Below are 15,326 nucleotides of genomic sequence, written 5' to 3' on the forward strand. Positions count from 1 at the left end.
GTATCGCCCACCACGAGAACCCCCGGCCCCTGGCCGGGGGTTCTGTCGTTCCCGGCTCCGGCGCTACCCTCGCAGGATGCCCGCCCCGATCCCCGTCGACGACCAGGGCACCCTCCTGCGGCTCGTCTCGCGGGACGACGGACCGGCCCTCGCCGCCGCGTACCGGCGCAACCGCCGGCACCTCGCGCCCTGGGAGCCGACGCGCTCGACCCGCTTCTTCGAGGCGGGGGGCCAGACCGACGCCGTCGCGGACGCGCTCGCCGCGCACCGGGCCGGCAGCGTCCTCCCGCTCGTCCTCGACGCGGGCGGCGTGATCGTCGGTCGGCTGACTCTCGCGAACATCGTCCGCGGCGCCTTCGACAGCGGCGATCTCGGCTACTGGCTCGACAGCGGTCTGCAGGGCCGCGGCGTGATGACCCGCGCGGTCGGAGCCGTCCTGCGCACCGCGCGTGAGGATCTGGGGCTGCACCGCGTGCAGGCCGGGACGCTCCTCCACAACGTCGGATCGCAGACCGTGCTGCAGCGCAACGGCTTCGAGCGGATCGGCGTCGCGCGGCGCTACCTGCGGATCGCCGGGGAGTGGCAGGACCACGTCCTCTTCCAGGCGCTGCTCGAGGGCGGCCCGCTCCAGCCTCCGCCGACTCCGCTCGTCTAGGGTGAGCGGCGCCGGCCTTCTCCCGGCGCTCCGAGCGGGAGGGACGCGCCCATGACCACGCGGCACATCGGCGGACGAGAGTTCGACTTCGAGCGGCAGGTGGCCGTGATGGCGGTCGTGAACCGCACACCCGACTCCTTCTACGACAAGGGCTCCACCTTCGCCCTGGACAGCGCCATCGCGGCCGCCGTGCGCGCCGCGGAGCTCGGCGCCGACTGGGTCGACATCGGCGGAGTGCCGTTCGGCCGCGGCCCCGCCGTCACGCTCCAGGAGGAGCTCGACCGGGTGGTCCCCGTCGTGGCGGGCATCGCGGAGCGGAGCGACGTGGTCGTCTCGGTGGACACGACGAGCGCCGAGGTGGCGCGCGCGAGCATCGCCGCGGGCGCCTCCGTCATCAACGACACGAGCGGGCTGCACGACCCCCGGATGCTCGAGGTCGTCGCCTCCTCCTCCGCTCAGCTCGTCATCACCCACAGCGTGGGCGCTCCCCGCAGCGAGCCGGAGAGACCCGAGTACGACGACGTCGTGGCGACGGTGGTCGACCATCTGCGGAGCCGCGTCGATCGCGCGCTCTCGGGTGGAGTGCCTGCCGGGAGGATCATCGTCGATCCGGGTCACGACCTGAACAAGAACACCCTGCACACGCTCGAGCTCACCCGCCGGCTGGGCGAGGTGGCCGCGCTCGGCTTCCCGGTGCTCGCCGCGGTCTCCAACAAGGACTTCATCGGCGAGGCGCTGGACCGGCCGCAGGGGGAGCGCCTCGAGGGCTCCCTCGCCGCCGCGGTGATCTGCATCCTGAACGGTGCGCGGATCGTGCGCATGCACGACGTGCGCCAGGCGGTGGACGCCGTGCGGATGACGGAGGCGGTGCTGGGCTGGCGAGCGCCCGTCTTCCTCCGCCACAACGTGGAGCCGGCGGCGTGAGCGCCCGCATCGACGGCCTGTCGCCGGCCGGGCAGAACCTGTCCGACGAGGCTCTGCTGGCCCTCTACGCGGACGGGGCGGGCGAGCAGTGGCTCCGGGTCAACTTCGTCGCGAGCGTCGACGGAGCGGTCACCCGCGACGGCGTCTCGGGCGATCTCGGGGGCGCGGCGGACCTGCGCGTGTTCGACCTGCTCCGCCGGCTCGCCGACGTCGTGCTCGTCGCGGCCGGCACGGTGCGGACCGAGGGCTACGGTCCGATGGTGCTGAGCGACGAGTCCGTGCGAGCCCGGCTAGGCACCGGGCTCGCCCCGCAGCCCGTCTTCGCGATCGTCTCGGGGTCGCTCGACCTCGATCCCGCCTCGTGGATCTTCACCGAGGCGCCGGTGCGCCCGATCGTCGTGACCACCGGCTCCTCGCCGGCCCGCCGCCGCGCGGAGCTCGCCGAGGTCGCCGACGTGCTCGTCTGCGGCGACGCAGAGCTCAACGCGACGCGGATGCGGGCGCAGCTCGCGGAGCGGGGGCTCGGCAGGATCCACTGCGAGGGCGGTCCGTCGCTGCTCGGGACCCTCCTCGCCGCGGACGCCGTCGACGAGCTCTGCCTGACCGTCGCTCCGACGCTCGAGGCGGGGGACTCCGGGAGGCTCGCCCGCGGCGACGTCCCCGGACCGCGCCCGCAGCACCTGGCGCACGTGCTCAGCGCCGGCGACACGCTGCTCCTGCGCTACCTCCGCCGGCGCTGACCCGCCCTACTCGCGGCGCCGCTCGTTCCCGTCGCGCTTGGCCTCGGAGGCCGGACGGGCGGCGATCACGGGGTGGGCGCCGGTGAAGCCGTCACGGGCGGACGCGATCGCCAGGATGCGCGGCTTCGCGACGTGCCAGCCCACGATCAGGGCGGGCACGCCGACCACCGCGACGATCCCCACGGTCCAGGTGCCGGTCGGGAAGTCGACGGCGATGAGGACCACCACGATCACCAGGAACGCCAGGGTGAGCCACGAGGTCACCGGGGCGCCGGGCATCCGGAAGGACGGGCGCTCCAGGCGCCCCTGGGCCGCCCAGCGCTGCAGCTGCATCTGGCAGAGGACGATCATGCCCCAGCCCGTGACGATGCCCAGCGCCGAGACGTTGAGGACGATCTCGAAGGCCTCGGACGGCACGAAGAGGTTCAGCACGATCCCGATCAGGGTGATGCTCGCCGTGAGCAGGATGCCGCCGTAGGGGACGCCCTGCTTGTTCATCCGGCCGGTGAAGGCGGGGGCGGAGCCGTTGAGCGCCATGGAGCGGAGGATGCGGCCGGTCGAGTAGAGCCCGGCGTTGATGCTGGAGAGCGCGGCCGTCAGCACGACGAAGTTCATGATCGATCCGGCGATCTCGCCCGAGGAGCCGTCGCCCAGCGAGCTGAAGAACGTGACGAACGGGCTCTCGCCCTTCGAGTAGGCCGTGTAGGGCAGCAGCAGCGTCAGCAGCAGCACCGAGCCGACGTAGAAGACGGCGATGCGCAGGATGACCGAGTTGATGGCGCGCGGGATGACCTTCGCCGGCTCCGCGGTCTCGCCCGCCGCCGTGCCGACCAGCTCGACTCCGGAGTAGGCGAACACCACGCCCTGGACGACCAGGACGCTGGCGATCAGGCCGCCGGGCAGGATGCCGCCGTTGTCGTTCCAGAGGCTGATCCCGGGGTCCACGGCGACGCCGCCGGACTGCAGCGGCCAGCCCGCGGCGAGCACGACGACGCCGATCACCAGGAAGACCACCAGCGCCGTGACCTTGATCAGCGCGAACCAGAACTCCAGCTCCCCGAAGACCTTGACCGAGACGAGGTTCAGCGAGAGCACGACGACCAGGGCGATGAGTGCGAGGAGCCACTGGGGCACGGAGGAGAAGAGCGACCAGTACTTCACGTAGAGGGCCACCGCGGTGACGTCGGCGATCGCGGTCATCGCCCAGTTCAGGAAGTACATCCATCCGGCGACGAAGGCGGCCTTCTCGCCCAGGAACTCGCGGGCGTAGGAGATGAAGGAGCCCGAGCTCGGCCGGTGCAGGACCAGCTCGCCGAGCGCGCGGAGGATCAGGTAGGCGAAGACACCGCAGACCGCGTACACGACGACGAGCGAGGGACCGGCGGTGGCGAGTCGGCCGCCCGCGCCGAGGAAGAGGCCGGTGCCGATCGCGCCGCCGATGGCGATCATCTGCAGCTGCCGGGGCTTGAGCCCGGGACGGTAGCCCTCCTGCTCCTTCGAGAAGTCGGGCTGCACGGGCCCGCGGTCGTCGTCGCTCTGCGTCACGGGGGCTCCCTCGTCACCGGATCGCGCCGGGCGGCTGCTCCGGCACGCCCGTCAGGGTAAGGGCGCGCTGCTCGGAGGAGGCGGGTGGCGCGGTCCGCGGCATGCGGATCCTCTCAGGATCGGGGCGCCTACCCTGGGGGCATGAGCGGTCCGGACCTCGCACGGCAGTTCTCGCTCGACGGCGTCCGGATCCCGTCGCCGGCGAGGCGCCTGAACGGCGGCACCGATCCGGCGCTCGTCTGGCGCAACAAGCTCGACGGGCTGACCTTCCGCGTGGACGCCGGGTACCTGAAGTGGAATCCCCGGTCCACGGGCGTCGACCTCCGTCGCGAGATCGCGCGTCTGCGCTGGCTGGAGGGGCGGATCGACGCGCCCCGGATCCTGGAGGCGGGCGAGGACGAGGAGGGGCAGTGGCTCCTCACCGCACCGCTGCCCGGGCGGAGCGCCGTCGATCCGAAGTGGACAGCCCGGCCGGAGGAGGCCGTCCGCGCGATCGCGGCCGGCCTGCGGGCGGTCCACGCGCTCCCCGTCGACGCGGTGCCCGAGGAGCTGCGCGGCGACTCCTGGTTCGCGCGCCGGCCGTCGGCGGTCGGCGCGGCTCCGGAGCTCGTGGACCCCGTCGTGGTGCACGGCGACGCGTGCGCTCCGAACACGCTGGTCGACGACGACGGACGCTGGAGCGGCACGGTCGACGTCGGCGACCTGGGCGTGGGCGACCGCTGGGCGGATCTGGCGGTCGCCGCGGTCAGCCTCGGCTGGAACTACGGCCCCGGCCACACCCCGCTGCTCCTCGCGGAGTACGGAGCGGATCCGGACGACGAGCGCGCGGCCTACTACCGCGCGCTCTGGTCGGCCGAGTCCTGAGTCACTTCTTCTTCGCGGCCTCGTCGTCCTGGGCCGCGCCCTCGTCGCTGCGGTTCTCGCTCGCCAGGCGCAGCCAGCGCCCGTCGCGGACGTCCTTCTCGTGCACGGCCGCCTTCTTGTCGCTAGCGGCGGTGTCGCGCGGGGGGAGCTGGATGGTCTCCTCCGCCTCGATGCCCGCCTGCAGCTCGCGTCCGCGCTCGAGCTCGGCGTCGAACTCCGCGCCGAAGAGCAGGGCGATGTTGGTGATCCAGATCCAGAGGAGGAAGACGATCACCGCGCCGAGCGAGCCGTAGGTCTTGTTGTAGTTGGAGAAGTTGGCCACGTAGAACGCGAAGCCGGTCGAGGCGATCAGCCAGATCGCCAGGGCGACGATCGATCCGATGCTGATCCAGCGGAACTTCGGCTGGCGGATGTTGGGCGCCCAGTAGTACAGGATCGCGACGATCACGATCGCGATGACCACGAGCACCGGCCATTTCGCGATGTTCCACACGGTGAGGGCGGCGGGGCCGAGGCCCACGACGTCGCCGACGGCTGTCGCGACCGGTCCGCTGAGCACGAGGATGAGCGCCGCGATCACGATCAGGACGACCGTCACCACGGTCACGCCGAGCATCGTCGGGCGGAGCTTCCAGAAGGGGCGCCCCTCGTCGATCTGGTAGACGCGGTTCATCGCGCGGCCGAAGGCGCCGACGTAGCCGGAGGCGGACCAGATCGCTCCGACGACACCGGTCACGAAGGCGAGACCCGCGGCGGAGGAGCTGGTCAGCGCCTGGATCGGGTCGCGCAGCAGGTCGACGACCTCGCTCGACGCGAGGTTCCCGATCAGGTCGAGCACCAGATCGGTGGTGGCCTGCGCCTGGCCGAAGAGCCCCAGCACCGACACGATCGCGAGCAGGGCGGGGAAGAGCGCGAGCACGGCGTAGTAGGTGAGCGCGGCGGCGAGGTCGGTGCACTGGTCCGCGCCGAACTCGCGGGCCGTCTTCTTGAGGACGTAGAACCAGGAGCGCTTGGTGATGTCGGTGACGTCGTCGGGCTTCCGGGAATCGTCGGGATCGGGCGCTGTCTTCTCGCGGGTCGTGCTCTGCTCGGCCATGCGGACACGCTACGGGGCCGACAGTCGTCGGACGGCCCCCTTGACGGCGCGGCCGGTCGTGTCGCGGGTCAGGCCCGGCGCTGGCGCGCGGCGGCGAGGGTGCCGAAGAGGAGGAAGGAGCAGGTCGCGGCGAGGACGGTCAGCAGGGGAGCCTCCCAGCCGCCGCTCGCGTCGTGCGCGAAGCCGATGACGGTCGGGGCGGTGGCGGCCACGGCGTAGCCGATCCCCTGCACCGTGGCCGAGAGCCGCGACGCGTGGGCATCGGAGCGGGAGAGCCGCACGACGAGCACGAAGACGACCGTGAATCCTCCGCCCTGGGCCGCGCCGCCCAGCACGCACCAGAGCGCCCAGAGCTGCGGCGCGAGCAGCAGCCCCGCCGGCACCGTGCACCAGAGGAGGCCGACGAGCACGATGCTCCCCAGCGGTCCGAGCCTGCGGACCAGGAGCGGGACGCCGAGGGCGCCGGCGACCGCGGCGAGCTGGAACACCGAGGCGCTCGCGCCCGCGGTCGCGATCGAGAAGCCGTTGCGGTCGACGAGCAGCGAGGGGAGCCACGCCGTCACTCCGTAGTACGAGAACGCCTGGCTCGAGAAGCAGAGCGCGAGCGCCAGCACGGTCGCGCTGCGGAAGATCCGCGGAGCCGGTGCGGCCGGTGCGCGGTCGGCGCGGGACGGGCGGGGAGTCGGACGCAGGGCCGCCCGAGGCCCCACGGCCACGAGCCAGCCGGCCAGAGCGAGGGCGTTGAGGGCGAGCCAGACGAGCAGGGCGCCGCGCCAGCCGAGGGTTAGAGCGAGCGGAGCGGTGCCGAGCGAGGTGATCGTCGAGCCGATGTTGAGGGCCGCGGTGTAGACGCCCGTCGTGAGGTCGACGCGCTCGGGAGCGACGTCCCGCCGGATCACGACGGGGAGGACGACGTTGCCGATCGTGATGGAGACGCCGATCAGGATGGTGCCCGCCACGGCCGGTCCCACGTCGCCGATCGATCGGACGATCGTGCCGAGCGCGACGCCGATCACCGTGACGGTCACGGCGGCGTTGGGTCCCGCGCGGCGGATCACCAGGAGGGCGAGCGGAGTCGCCAGGGCGAAGCAGAGCACGGGGATGCTGGTGAGGATCCCCGCCTGGCCCGCGGACAGCGCGAGGTCCTCGCGCACCGCGTCGATGATGGGCGCGACGGCGACGATCGGACCGCGCAGGACCAGCGCGACCAGGGCGACCGCCACGACGAGGAGCCAGGGAGCGCTCCGGCGCGCGGTCATCGGGGCGTCGAGGGCCGCGGCACCCCGGTCAGCCGGTCAGGCCGGGGACCCCGGCCGAGAGGTTGCCGACGATGGTGAAGACGCCCGACACCAGACCGAGGATCCCGGTGACGAGTCCGGCCGTCGCGAGCCCGCGACCGCCTCCGACGAGCGGTGCGGCCGCCCGGCCCTTCGCCGAGAAGACGATGGCGAGGATCGAGGGGATCAGCAGCGGATTGATCAGCAGGCTCAGGACGCCGAGCACGAGGCTCGCGATCGCCATGGGGTTGCGGCCCGCCGCGGAGGACGGGGCGGACGGATAGGCGTACAGCTCCTGCTCCGGAGCGCCCGGGGGCGTGTCGTAGGCGGGAGCGGGCGCCGAGGAGGACGGACGGGACCGGTCCGTCCACGCCGCGCCGTCCCAGTAGAGCTCCGAGCCGAGGTCGGCCGGGTGCGGGTACCACCCGGGCGCGGGCAGCGGAGCGGAGTCGTCGGGCATGGGGCGAGTCTAGAGCGGCGCCGATCAGCTCTTCGGCTGCTCGATGCCGAGCGCGTTCCCGTCGGGATCGAGGATCCAGGCCGCCCAGACGCTGCCGCGGTCGGCCACGCCGTTCTCGGTGCGCAGCTCGTCGCTGTCGTAGTCCTCCGGAGCCACGCCCCGAGCCGCCAGCGAGTCCAGCTCGGCGCGCAGGTCGGCCACCCGCCAGGCGGCCTTGGTCTGCTCGTCCTTCGAGCCCGTGGTGCTGGAGGTGACGGTGAGCCGCGTGCCGCCGCAGGAGTAGGCGATCGCCGACTCGCTCTCCTCGAGGACCTCCAGTCCCAGGGAGCCGGCGTAGAAGGCGCGGGAGGCGGCGAGGTCGCGGGAGAGCAGAACGGGGCCGATGGGGGAGTCGGAGAGCACGGTGAGTCCTTTCGTCGGTGGGCCTCCAGTCGACGCCCGCTGCGGCCCGGCGCGGAAGGGGTTGCCACCGGGCGGGCCGGAGGGGGTCGGGCGCGGCAGAATGGCCTCGGCCGTGCCCGCCGCGCGGCCGGGAGGAGCCCTCATGAGCTGGACCATCGACGAGGTGGCGTGGACCCACCCGGACGCCGAGCGTCTGCGCGACGCGCAGCGGCGCGAGCTCGACGAGCGCTACGGCAACGACGACCACGAGCCCGGCACGCCGCCCTCGGCCGACGACGTGCCCGTCTTCCTCGTCGCCCGCGACGCGAGCGGCACGGCGGTGGCCTGCGGCGGACTGCGGCCTCTCGACGACGACGTCCTCGGACCGGGGGCGATCGAGGTGAAGCGGATGTTCGCCGACCGCGCCGCCCGCGGCACCGGAGCGGCCACGGCCGTCCTGCGCGCGCTCGAGGCGCGGGCGGCCGCTCTGGGCACGACGCGCCTGGTGCTGGAGACCGGGACGCTCCAGCCCGACGCGATGCGGTTCTACCTCCGGGAGGGCTACCACGCCATCCCGCCGTTCGGCGCCTACATCGGGTCCGAGCACTCGGTCTGCTACGCCCGCGATCTCGCTCCCGGCGCCTGAGCGTCAGCGGCGCAGGGTCTCCACCGGGTACTCGCCGAAGCGGCGGTGGTACGCCCCCGAGAAGCGGCCCTGGTTGAGGAAGCCCCAGCGCGCGGAGACGGCGCGCACGGTCTCCTCGCCCGGAGCGCCCTCGCGCAGCTCGACGCGCGCCCGGTCGAGACGCACGCCGCGCAGGTAGCCGAGCGGAGTGTCGCCGAAGTGCCTCCGGAACGCGGCCTGCAGCGCCCGCGGAGTGAGCCCCGCCGCTGTCGCGATGTCGGACACGGTGACGGGCGACGCGGCGAACGCGTGCAGGAACTCGGCGGCACGCAGCAGGTGCTCGAGCCCCGGCCGCAGCACCTGCGCCGGAACGACGACCGGCCGGTGCGCGAAGGTCGCGAGCAGGTGCAGAGCGACGCCGCGCTCGGCCGCCACGAGCTGCAGCGCTGTCGCCTCGCGGCCCGACCGGAGGACGCCCGCGAAGTCGTCGACCGCCCGCCACCAGCCCGGGAGTGCCGACGCGGAGGCGATCGAGCGGTGGTCGAAGACGAGCGGCAGCGGCACGCCGTCGCCGGCCTCGGACGCGACCTGCTCGAGGAGGCCGGCGGCCACGTGCACGAGCCGCTGCTGGAAGTCGCGGCTGACGAACTCGAACGGACGCGCGCTGGGGAACACGACCGGCCGCCCCGGCAGGTGGACGATCCGATCGCCCTCCGGGTCCACCACGCTCGTGCCGGAGAGGAACCACGAGACGACGTACTCGCCCGCCGGACGCAGCCCCCCGGACACGGAGCCCCGGAACACAGACGTCCGCAGGCTCACGCCCTCGCTCCCGGAGACGTCGTAGCGGAAGGAGAAGGGCCGCTCGACCGGTTCCGTCCGGAATCCCGACCCGCCGTAGCCGTCCGAGTAGAAGCGCCGCGCCTCCTCCAGGTCGGCCCCGGAGCGCGTGAAGCGCTGCAGCGCAGGACCGGCACCCATCGGACCAGGATGCCACCTGGACGGATTGCGCACCGGTCGCCCCCGCGCCCCTCTCCGGGGCACGTCCTGTCGGCAGGGTGACGGGGTCGGACGACACGGACGGAGACGCATGGAGATCAGCGCACGCAGACTCGCGGCACGCGACGCGGTGGCCGTCGTCGCCGTGCTCGCCGCACTCGAGGGGGCGCTCGCCGTGGACTCCCTGCCGCCCGGCCTGGAGGAGGTCCTCCTGCACCAGCTCGAGCGCAGCTCGCTCGTGCTCCCCGGCGCCGACCGGGACGAGCTCGCCTCCGCTCTGCGCGCGCTCGACGCCCGCGTGCGCGACGCGCTCGGGTAGAGGCCGCCGCCGACTACAGTCGAGGGGTCAACCGAGCCCGAGGAGTGCCCGCACGTGTCGAACGAACCGTCGAATCCCGCAGAGAACGAGTCCCACTCGGTCGTCACCGAGGCGGGCACGGGATTCACGCACTTCGCCGACCGGGCCGTGGTCGCGATCCGCGTCAACGGGGAGCTCAAGGACCTCGCCGCCGACGTCGTGCCGGGCGACCGCATCGAGCCGGTGCTCATCTCCTCGCCGGACGGGCTGAACATCCTCCGCCACTCCGCGGCCCACGTGCTCGCGCAGGCGGTGCAGCAGATCAACCCGGAGGCGAAGCTGGGCATCGGCCCGCCCGTCACCGACGGCTTCTACTACGACTTCGACGTCGAGGAGCCCTTCACGCCCGAGGCGATGAAGGCGCTCGAGAAGGCGATGGACCGCATCGTCCGCCAGGGCCAGCGGTTCGTGCGCCGCGTCGTCTCCGAGGAGGAGGCGCGCGCCGAGCTCGCCGGCGAGCCCTACAAGCTCGAGCTGATCGGGATCAAGGGCGGGGGAGCCGAGGACGAGAGCGTCGAGGTCGGCGGCGCCGAGCTCACCATCTACGACAACGTCGACCCGCGTTCCGGCGAGACGGTCTGGAAGGACCTCTGCCGCGGTCCGCATCTGCCCAACACCCGCATGATCGGCAACGGCTACGCCCTGACCCGCAACGCTGCCGCCTACTGGCGCGGCTCGGAGAAGAACCCGCAGCTGCAGCGCGTCTACGGCACCGCGTGGCCCACGAAGGACGAGCTGCGCGAGCACCAGGCCCGCCTCGAGGAGGCGGCGCGCCGCGACCACCGCAAGCTCGGCCACGAGCTCGACCTGTTCTCCTTCCCGGACGAGATCGGCTCCGGCCTCGCGGTCTTCCACCCCAAGGGCGGGATAATCCGCTACGAGATCGAGCAGTACATGCGCGAGCAGCTGCTCGCCCACGACTACGAGCTCGTCTACACGCCGCACATCACCAAGGGCGACCTGTTCCTCACGAGCGGGCACCTGCAGTGGTACTCCGAGGGGATGTTCCCCCCGATGCACCTCGACGAGCTGCAGGACGAGGACGGCAACGTCACCCGCCAGGGCCAGGACTACTACCTCAAGCCCATGAACTGCCCGTTCCACAACCTGATCTTCCGCTCGCGCGGCCGCAGCTACCGCGAGCTCCCGCTGCGCCTGGCCGAGTTCGGCACCGTGTACCGCTACGAGAAGAGCGGCACCCTGCAGGGCCTCACCCGCGTGCGCGGCCTGACCCAGGACGACGCCCACATCTACGTCGCGCAGGAGGACGTGTCGGTCGAGCTGACCCGCAACCTCGAGTTCGTGCTGCAGGTGCTGCGCGACTACGGCCTCGACGACTTCTACCTCGAGCTGTCCACGAACGAGGAGGGCAACCCGAAGTTCGTCGGTGCGCCCGAGCAGTGGGAGGAGGCGATCGAGTCGCTGCGCGCGGTCGCCGTCGCCTCCGGTCTCGAGCTGGTGCCGGATCCGGGAGGAGCGGCGTTCTACGGTCCGAAGATCTCGGTGCAGGCGCGCGACGCCATCGGCCGCACCTGGCAGATGTCGACCATCCAGCTCGACTTCAACCAGCCCGAGCGCTTCGAGCTCGAGTACACGGCCTCGGACGGCTCGAAGAAGCGGCCCGTGATGATCCACCGCGCGCTCTTCGGCTCCATCGAGCGCTTCTTCGCGATCCTCACCGAGCACTACGCCGGGGCGTTCCCGGTCTGGCTGTCGCCGGTCCAGGTCGTGGGCATCCCGATCGCCGACGAGTACCTGCCCTACCTCGAAGAGGTCGTCGGCGAGCTCAAGCGGTCGGGCATCCGCGCCGAGATCGACTACTCCAGCGACCGGATGCAGAAGAAGATCCGCAACGCCACGCTGCAGAAGGTGCCCTTCCAGATGATCGTGGGGGAGAAGGACCGCGACGCCGGAGCCGTCAGCTTCCGGTTCCGCGACGGCACGCAGGAGAACGGGATCCCGGTCGCCGATGCCGTCGCGCGCATCCGCGAGGCCGTCGCCTCGAAGGCGCAGGTCTGAGCGTGAGCGACGGCTGCGTGCCCGAGGGAGCGGAGGGCTCGGCGCACCTCGCCGGGGTTCCCGACGAGTTCCAGCGCCTGTGGACGCCGCACCGGATGGTCTACATCCAGAAGGGGCAGCCCGGAGCCGACGACTGCCCCTTCTGCGTGGCGCCGACGCTGAGCGACGAGGAGGCCCTCATCGTCGCCCGCGGGGAGCACGCCTACGTCCTGCTGAACCTGTTCCCGTACAACTCCGGCCACCTCCTGGTCTGCCCGTACCGGCACATCCCGCTCTACGACGAGGCCACTCCCGAGGAAGTGGCCGAGATCGGAGCGCTCACGCAGACGGCGATGCGCGTCGTCCGCTCGGTCTCGAACAACGACGGCTTCAACCTCGGGATGAACCAGGGCGCGGTCGCGGGAGCGGGGATCGCCGCGCACCTGCACCAGCACGTGGTTCCGCGCTGGGCGACCGACGCGAACTTCTTCCCGATCATCGCCCGCACGAAGGCGCTCCCGCAGCTGCTCGGCGACGTGCGGGCGAGCCTCGCGGCGGCCTGGCCGAGCCTCTAGACCGCCGCCCGGCCCCCTGTCCAGCGCCGCGGACGGCGGGCGCCGTCTCGTAGACTCGGAGCTGCCGTCGGCGGAAGTCGCCGCACAGAACAGGACTCGCGAACATGACCGACACCACCACTCCGTCCTCGTCCGCTCCCGAGCAGTTCGGCTCGAGCCGCGTCAAGCGCGGTCTCGCCGAGATGCTCAAGGGCGGCGTCATCATGGACGTCGTCGACGCCGATCAGGCCCGCATCGCGGAGGACGCCGGCGCGGTCGCCGTCATGGCGCTCGAGCGCGTCCCCGCCGACATCCGCTCGCAGGGCGGCGTCGCACGCATGAGCGACCCCGACCTGATCGACGGCATCGTCTCCGCCGTGTCGATCCCCGTCATGGCGAAGGCGCGCATCGGCCACTTCGTCGAGGCGCAGATCCTGCAGGAGCTCGGCGTCGACTACATCGACGAGTCCGAGGTCCTCTCGCCCGCCGACTACGTGAACCACATCGACAAGTGGAACTTCACCGTCCCCTTCGTCTGCGGAGCGACCAACCTGGGCGAGGCGCTGCGCCGCATCACCGAGGGCGCAGCGATGATCCGCTCGAAGGGCGAGGCCGGCACCGGCGACGTCTCCGAGGCGACCAAGCACATCCGCACGATCTCCGGCGAGGTCAACCGCCTGAAGGCGATGACCAAGGACGAGCTCTACGTCGCCGCGAAGGAGCTGCAGGCCCCCTACGACCTGGTCGTCGAGATCGCCCGGACCGGCAAGCTCCCCGTCGTCCTCTTCACCGCCGGCGGGGTCGCGACCCCGGCCGACGCGGCGCTGATGATGCAGCTGGGCGCCGACGGCGTGTTCGTCGGCTCCGGCGTCTTCAAGTCGGGCGAGCCCGCCAAGCGCGCGGCCGCGATCGTGAAGGCGACCACCTTCTTCGACGACGCGAAGGTCGTCGCGGAGGCCTCGCGCGGCCTGGGCGAGGCGATGGTCGGCATCAACGTGGCCGACGTGCCCGCGCCGCACCGCCTCGCCGAGCGTGGCTGGTAGCGCCGACGCGCCGCTCGCCGGCGCAGGATCGACGCGGGAGTCCCTCGAGGGGCTCCGCGTCGGGGTCCTCGCGCTGCAGGGCGACTTCCGCGAGCACGCGCACGTCCTGCGCGAGCTGGGCGCCGAGGTGGTGCTGGTGCGACGCCCGGAGGAGCTCGCCACCGTCGCGGGGCTGGTCATCCCGGGCGGCGAGTCCACGGTGATGGACAAGCTGTCGCGCCTCTTCGGCCTCGCGGAGCCGGTCGTCGAGGCGATCAGTGCGGGGATGCCCGTCTACGGGACCTGCGCCGGGCTGATCATGCTCGCCGACCGGGTCCTCGACCGCATCGACGGCCAGAGCAGCTTCGGCGGCCTGGACGTGTCGGTCCGGAGGAACGCGTTCGGCAACCAGCTCGACTCCTTCGAGACCGATCTCGACGTGCCGGCCATCGGCGATCCGCCGGTGCACGCGGTCTTCATCCGCGCACCGGTCGTGGAGGAGCTGGGCGAGCGGGCGACCGCGCTCGCCAGTGTCGCCGACGGGCGGGTGGTCGCGGTCGAGCAGGGCAACCTCCTCGGGACGGCGTTCCATCCCGAGATCACCGGCGACTACCGGTTCCACGAGCTGTTCCTGCGGAAGGTCGCGGCGACGCGCTTCGGCGACTGACCCGCTGCCGTCCCCTCCGCCAGGGGTGGACGGTGCGGGACACGCGGGCCAGGGTGGTCGCATGCCCGAACTCCCCGAGGTCCAGGCCCTCGCCCTCGATCTCGACGCGCGCCTGGGCGGACGCGTCCTCGAGCGGCTCGACGTGTTCGCGATCTCCGCGCTCAAGACCGTCGCCATCCCGCCGTCGGCTCTGTCCGGCGAGACCGTCCACGGAGTATCGCGGCACGGCAAGTTCCTCGACATCGCAGTCGGCGAGGCCCACGTCCTCCTGCACCTCGCCCGCGCCGGCTGGGTCCGCTGGCGGCCCGACCGGCCGACGGCTCCGGCGAAGCCCGGCCGGGGCCCGCTCGCCGCCCGGCTGGTCCTCGACGACGGGTCGGGATTCGACGTGACGGAGGCCGGCACCAAGAAGAGCCTCGCGCTCTCGATCGTCGCCGATCCGCTCGATGTCCCGGGCGTCGCCCGGCTGGGTCCCGATCCGCTGGACCCGGAGTTCACCGAGGAGATCCTCGGCGCGATCCTCGCCACGGCGGGCCGGGCGCAGGTGAAGGGCGTCCTCCGCGACCAGTCCCGCATCGCCGGCATCGGCAACGCCTACTCCGACGAGATCCTCCACGTGGCGCGCATGTCGCCCTTCAAGCCCGCCGCGCTCACCGCCGACGAGCTGGACCGCCTCTATGCGGCCCTCCGCTACACACTCGAGGAGGCGCTCGCCCGCGCCGAGGGCCTGCACGCGGCCGACCTCAAGCGCGAGAAGAAGCTCGGCATGCGCGTCCACGGCCGCACAGGAGAGGCGTGCCCCGTCTGCGGCGACACGATCCGCCAGGTGGTCTTCCACGACTCCACGCTCCAGTACTGCCCCACCTGCCAGACCGACGGCAGGATCCTCGCGGACCGGCTGCTGTCGCGGCTGATCAGATAGCGAGCCGGTCCCTGCCCGGCTCGCCGCGGTCGGCTCTCGGGGGTGGCTGGGTGGGTGGAGCGGGTCGCGTTCGCCTAGCGCGATCCGCTGGGACGCGGATCGTGCGTTCGGCGGTGCCTGTGGGAGCCGGTCCCTGCCCGGCTCGCCGTGGCGAGGATCGCGCCGAGGATCTCCTCGGTGAACTCCGGGTCCAGCGGATCGGGACCCAGCCGGGCGACGCCCGGGACATCGAGCGGATC

General features: G+C 72.4%; 17 protein-coding genes. 11 read left to right on the top strand and 6 right to left on the bottom strand.

The features are described from left to right. The first annotated feature begins 76 nt into the window (after positions 1–76). Genes C5C33_RS16835 through C5C33_RS16845 form a run of 3 tightly spaced genes read left to right on the top strand, consistent with a single transcriptional unit; the run spans position 77 to position 2,319 of the window. Positions 77–655, top strand: a complete 579-nt coding sequence (locus tag C5C33_RS16835) for a GNAT family N-acetyltransferase (RefSeq protein ID WP_104225349.1) — start codon at positions 77–79, stop codon at positions 653–655. Between the two features lie 51 nt (positions 656–706). Continuing rightward, positions 707–1,579 carry a dihydropteroate synthase gene (folP, locus tag C5C33_RS16840; protein WP_104246762.1) on the top strand — a complete coding sequence of 291 codons (873 nt, stop codon included), beginning with the start codon at positions 707–709 and terminating at the stop codon, positions 1,577–1,579. Further along, complete coding sequence (locus C5C33_RS16845) at positions 1,576–2,319, top strand: pyrimidine reductase family protein (RefSeq protein WP_104261674.1); 744 nt, start codon at positions 1,576–1,578, stop codon at positions 2,317–2,319. Before folP ends, C5C33_RS16845 begins: the two co-directional genes overlap by 4 nt. 6 nt (positions 2,320–2,325) lie before the next feature. Here C5C33_RS16845 and C5C33_RS16850 read toward each other — a convergent pair whose 3' ends face one another. Beyond that, entirely contained in the window at positions 2,326–3,864 is a 1,539-nt protein-coding gene (locus C5C33_RS16850; protein ID WP_244229624.1) for an amino acid permease, read from the bottom strand. A 141-nt stretch (positions 3,865–4,005) separates the two neighbouring features. On the opposite strand from C5C33_RS16850, the gene C5C33_RS16855 reads away from it, so the two are divergent. Next, positions 4,006–4,728: an aminoglycoside 3'-phosphotransferase gene (locus tag C5C33_RS16855; RefSeq protein ID WP_104261675.1), complete on the top strand. Its 723-nt coding sequence runs from the start codon at positions 4,006–4,008 to the stop codon at positions 4,726–4,728. Position 4,729: 1 nt separating this feature from the next. Here the strand turns inward: C5C33_RS16855 and C5C33_RS16860 are convergent, their stop codons facing one another. From C5C33_RS16860 to C5C33_RS16875, 4 genes are all read right to left on the bottom strand, one after another. Continuing rightward, positions 4,730–5,824: a YihY/virulence factor BrkB family protein gene (locus tag C5C33_RS16860; RefSeq protein WP_104239455.1), complete on the bottom strand. Its 1,095-nt coding sequence runs from the start codon at positions 5,822–5,824 to the stop codon at positions 4,730–4,732. Positions 5,825–5,892: 68 nt separating this feature from the next. Beyond that, on the bottom strand, positions 5,893–7,083 hold the full coding sequence (locus C5C33_RS16865; RefSeq protein ID WP_104261676.1) for a CynX/NimT family MFS transporter: 1,191 nt from the start codon (positions 7,081–7,083) through the stop codon (positions 5,893–5,895). Between the two features lie 28 nt (positions 7,084–7,111). After that, positions 7,112–7,561, bottom strand: coding sequence for a DUF2510 domain-containing protein (locus tag C5C33_RS16870; RefSeq protein ID WP_104261677.1), 450 nt, complete (start codon positions 7,559–7,561; stop codon positions 7,112–7,114). Between the two features lie 24 nt (positions 7,562–7,585). Then, complete coding sequence (locus tag C5C33_RS16875; protein ID WP_104261678.1) at positions 7,586–7,963, bottom strand: VOC family protein; 378 nt, start codon at positions 7,961–7,963, stop codon at positions 7,586–7,588. Positions 7,964–8,105: 142 nt separating this feature from the next. Here C5C33_RS16875 and C5C33_RS16880 point away from each other — a divergent pair, with 142 nt between their 5' ends. Further along, complete coding sequence (locus tag C5C33_RS16880) at positions 8,106–8,588, top strand: GNAT family N-acetyltransferase (protein WP_104261679.1); 483 nt, start codon at positions 8,106–8,108, stop codon at positions 8,586–8,588. A 3-nt stretch (positions 8,589–8,591) separates the two neighbouring features. On the opposite strand, the gene C5C33_RS18720 is transcribed toward C5C33_RS16880, so the two are convergent. Continuing rightward, positions 8,592–9,548, bottom strand: coding sequence for an AraC family transcriptional regulator (locus C5C33_RS18720; RefSeq protein WP_104327523.1), 957 nt, complete (start codon positions 9,546–9,548; stop codon positions 8,592–8,594). Between the two features lie 109 nt (positions 9,549–9,657). Here C5C33_RS18720 and C5C33_RS16890 point away from each other — a divergent pair, with 109 nt between their 5' ends. The 6 genes from C5C33_RS16890 (at position 9,658) to C5C33_RS16915 (ending at position 15,087) form a co-directional block, all read left to right on the top strand. After that, positions 9,658–9,885: a hypothetical protein gene (locus C5C33_RS16890; protein ID WP_104261680.1), complete on the top strand. Its 228-nt coding sequence runs from the start codon at positions 9,658–9,660 to the stop codon at positions 9,883–9,885. A 147-nt stretch (positions 9,886–10,032) separates the two neighbouring features. Beyond that, on the top strand, positions 10,033–11,943 hold the full coding sequence (thrS, locus tag C5C33_RS16895; RefSeq protein ID WP_258069276.1) for a threonine--tRNA ligase: 1,911 nt from the start codon (positions 10,033–10,035) through the stop codon (positions 11,941–11,943). A 2-nt stretch (positions 11,944–11,945) separates the two neighbouring features. Beyond that, positions 11,946–12,497, top strand: coding sequence for an HIT domain-containing protein (locus tag C5C33_RS16900; protein WP_244230646.1), 552 nt, complete (start codon positions 11,946–11,948; stop codon positions 12,495–12,497). Between the two features lie 104 nt (positions 12,498–12,601). Beyond that, positions 12,602–13,519, top strand: coding sequence for a pyridoxal 5'-phosphate synthase lyase subunit PdxS (gene pdxS / locus C5C33_RS16905; RefSeq protein WP_104224629.1), 918 nt, complete (start codon positions 12,602–12,604; stop codon positions 13,517–13,519). 73 nt (positions 13,520–13,592) lie between these two features. Beyond that, positions 13,593–14,165, top strand: a complete 573-nt coding sequence (gene pdxT / locus C5C33_RS16910) for a pyridoxal 5'-phosphate synthase glutaminase subunit PdxT (protein ID WP_244229657.1) — start codon at positions 13,593–13,595, stop codon at positions 14,163–14,165. A 61-nt stretch (positions 14,166–14,226) separates the two neighbouring features. Next, positions 14,227–15,087 (top strand): Fpg/Nei family DNA glycosylase, encoded by an 861-nt coding sequence (locus C5C33_RS16915; protein WP_104261682.1) that lies wholly within the window; start codon positions 14,227–14,229, stop codon positions 15,085–15,087. Positions 15,088–15,326: the final 239 nt, after the last annotated feature.

This window comes from Rathayibacter sp. AY1H3, from assembly GCF_002932015.1.

Coding starts and splice junctions, on each gene's coding strand:
- C5C33_RS16835 (WP_104225349.1), top strand. CDS start 77: ATGCCCGCCCCGATCCCCGTCGACGACCAGGGCACCCTCCTGCGGCTC.
- C5C33_RS16890 (WP_104261680.1), top strand. CDS start 9,658: ATGGAGATCAGCGCACGCAGACTCGCGGCACGCGACGCGGTGGCCGTC.
- folP (WP_104246762.1), top strand. CDS start 707: ATGACCACGCGGCACATCGGCGGACGAGAGTTCGACTTCGAGCGGCAG.
- C5C33_RS16915 (WP_104261682.1), top strand. CDS start 14,227: ATGCCCGAACTCCCCGAGGTCCAGGCCCTCGCCCTCGATCTCGACGCG.
- C5C33_RS16870 (WP_104261677.1), bottom strand. CDS start 7,561: ATGCCCGACGACTCCGCTCCGCTGCCCGCGCCCGGGTGGTACCCGCAC.
- C5C33_RS16855 (WP_104261675.1), top strand. CDS start 4,006: ATGAGCGGTCCGGACCTCGCACGGCAGTTCTCGCTCGACGGCGTCCGG.
- C5C33_RS16880 (WP_104261679.1), top strand. CDS start 8,106: ATGAGCTGGACCATCGACGAGGTGGCGTGGACCCACCCGGACGCCGAG.
- pdxS (WP_104224629.1), top strand. CDS start 12,602: ATGACCGACACCACCACTCCGTCCTCGTCCGCTCCCGAGCAGTTCGGC.
- C5C33_RS18720 (WP_104327523.1), bottom strand. CDS start 9,548: ATGGGTGCCGGTCCTGCGCTGCAGCGCTTCACGCGCTCCGGGGCCGAC.
- C5C33_RS16860 (WP_104239455.1), bottom strand. CDS start 5,824: ATGGCCGAGCAGAGCACGACCCGCGAGAAGACAGCGCCCGATCCCGAC.
- C5C33_RS16865 (WP_104261676.1), bottom strand. CDS start 7,083: ATGACCGCGCGCCGGAGCGCTCCCTGGCTCCTCGTCGTGGCGGTCGCC.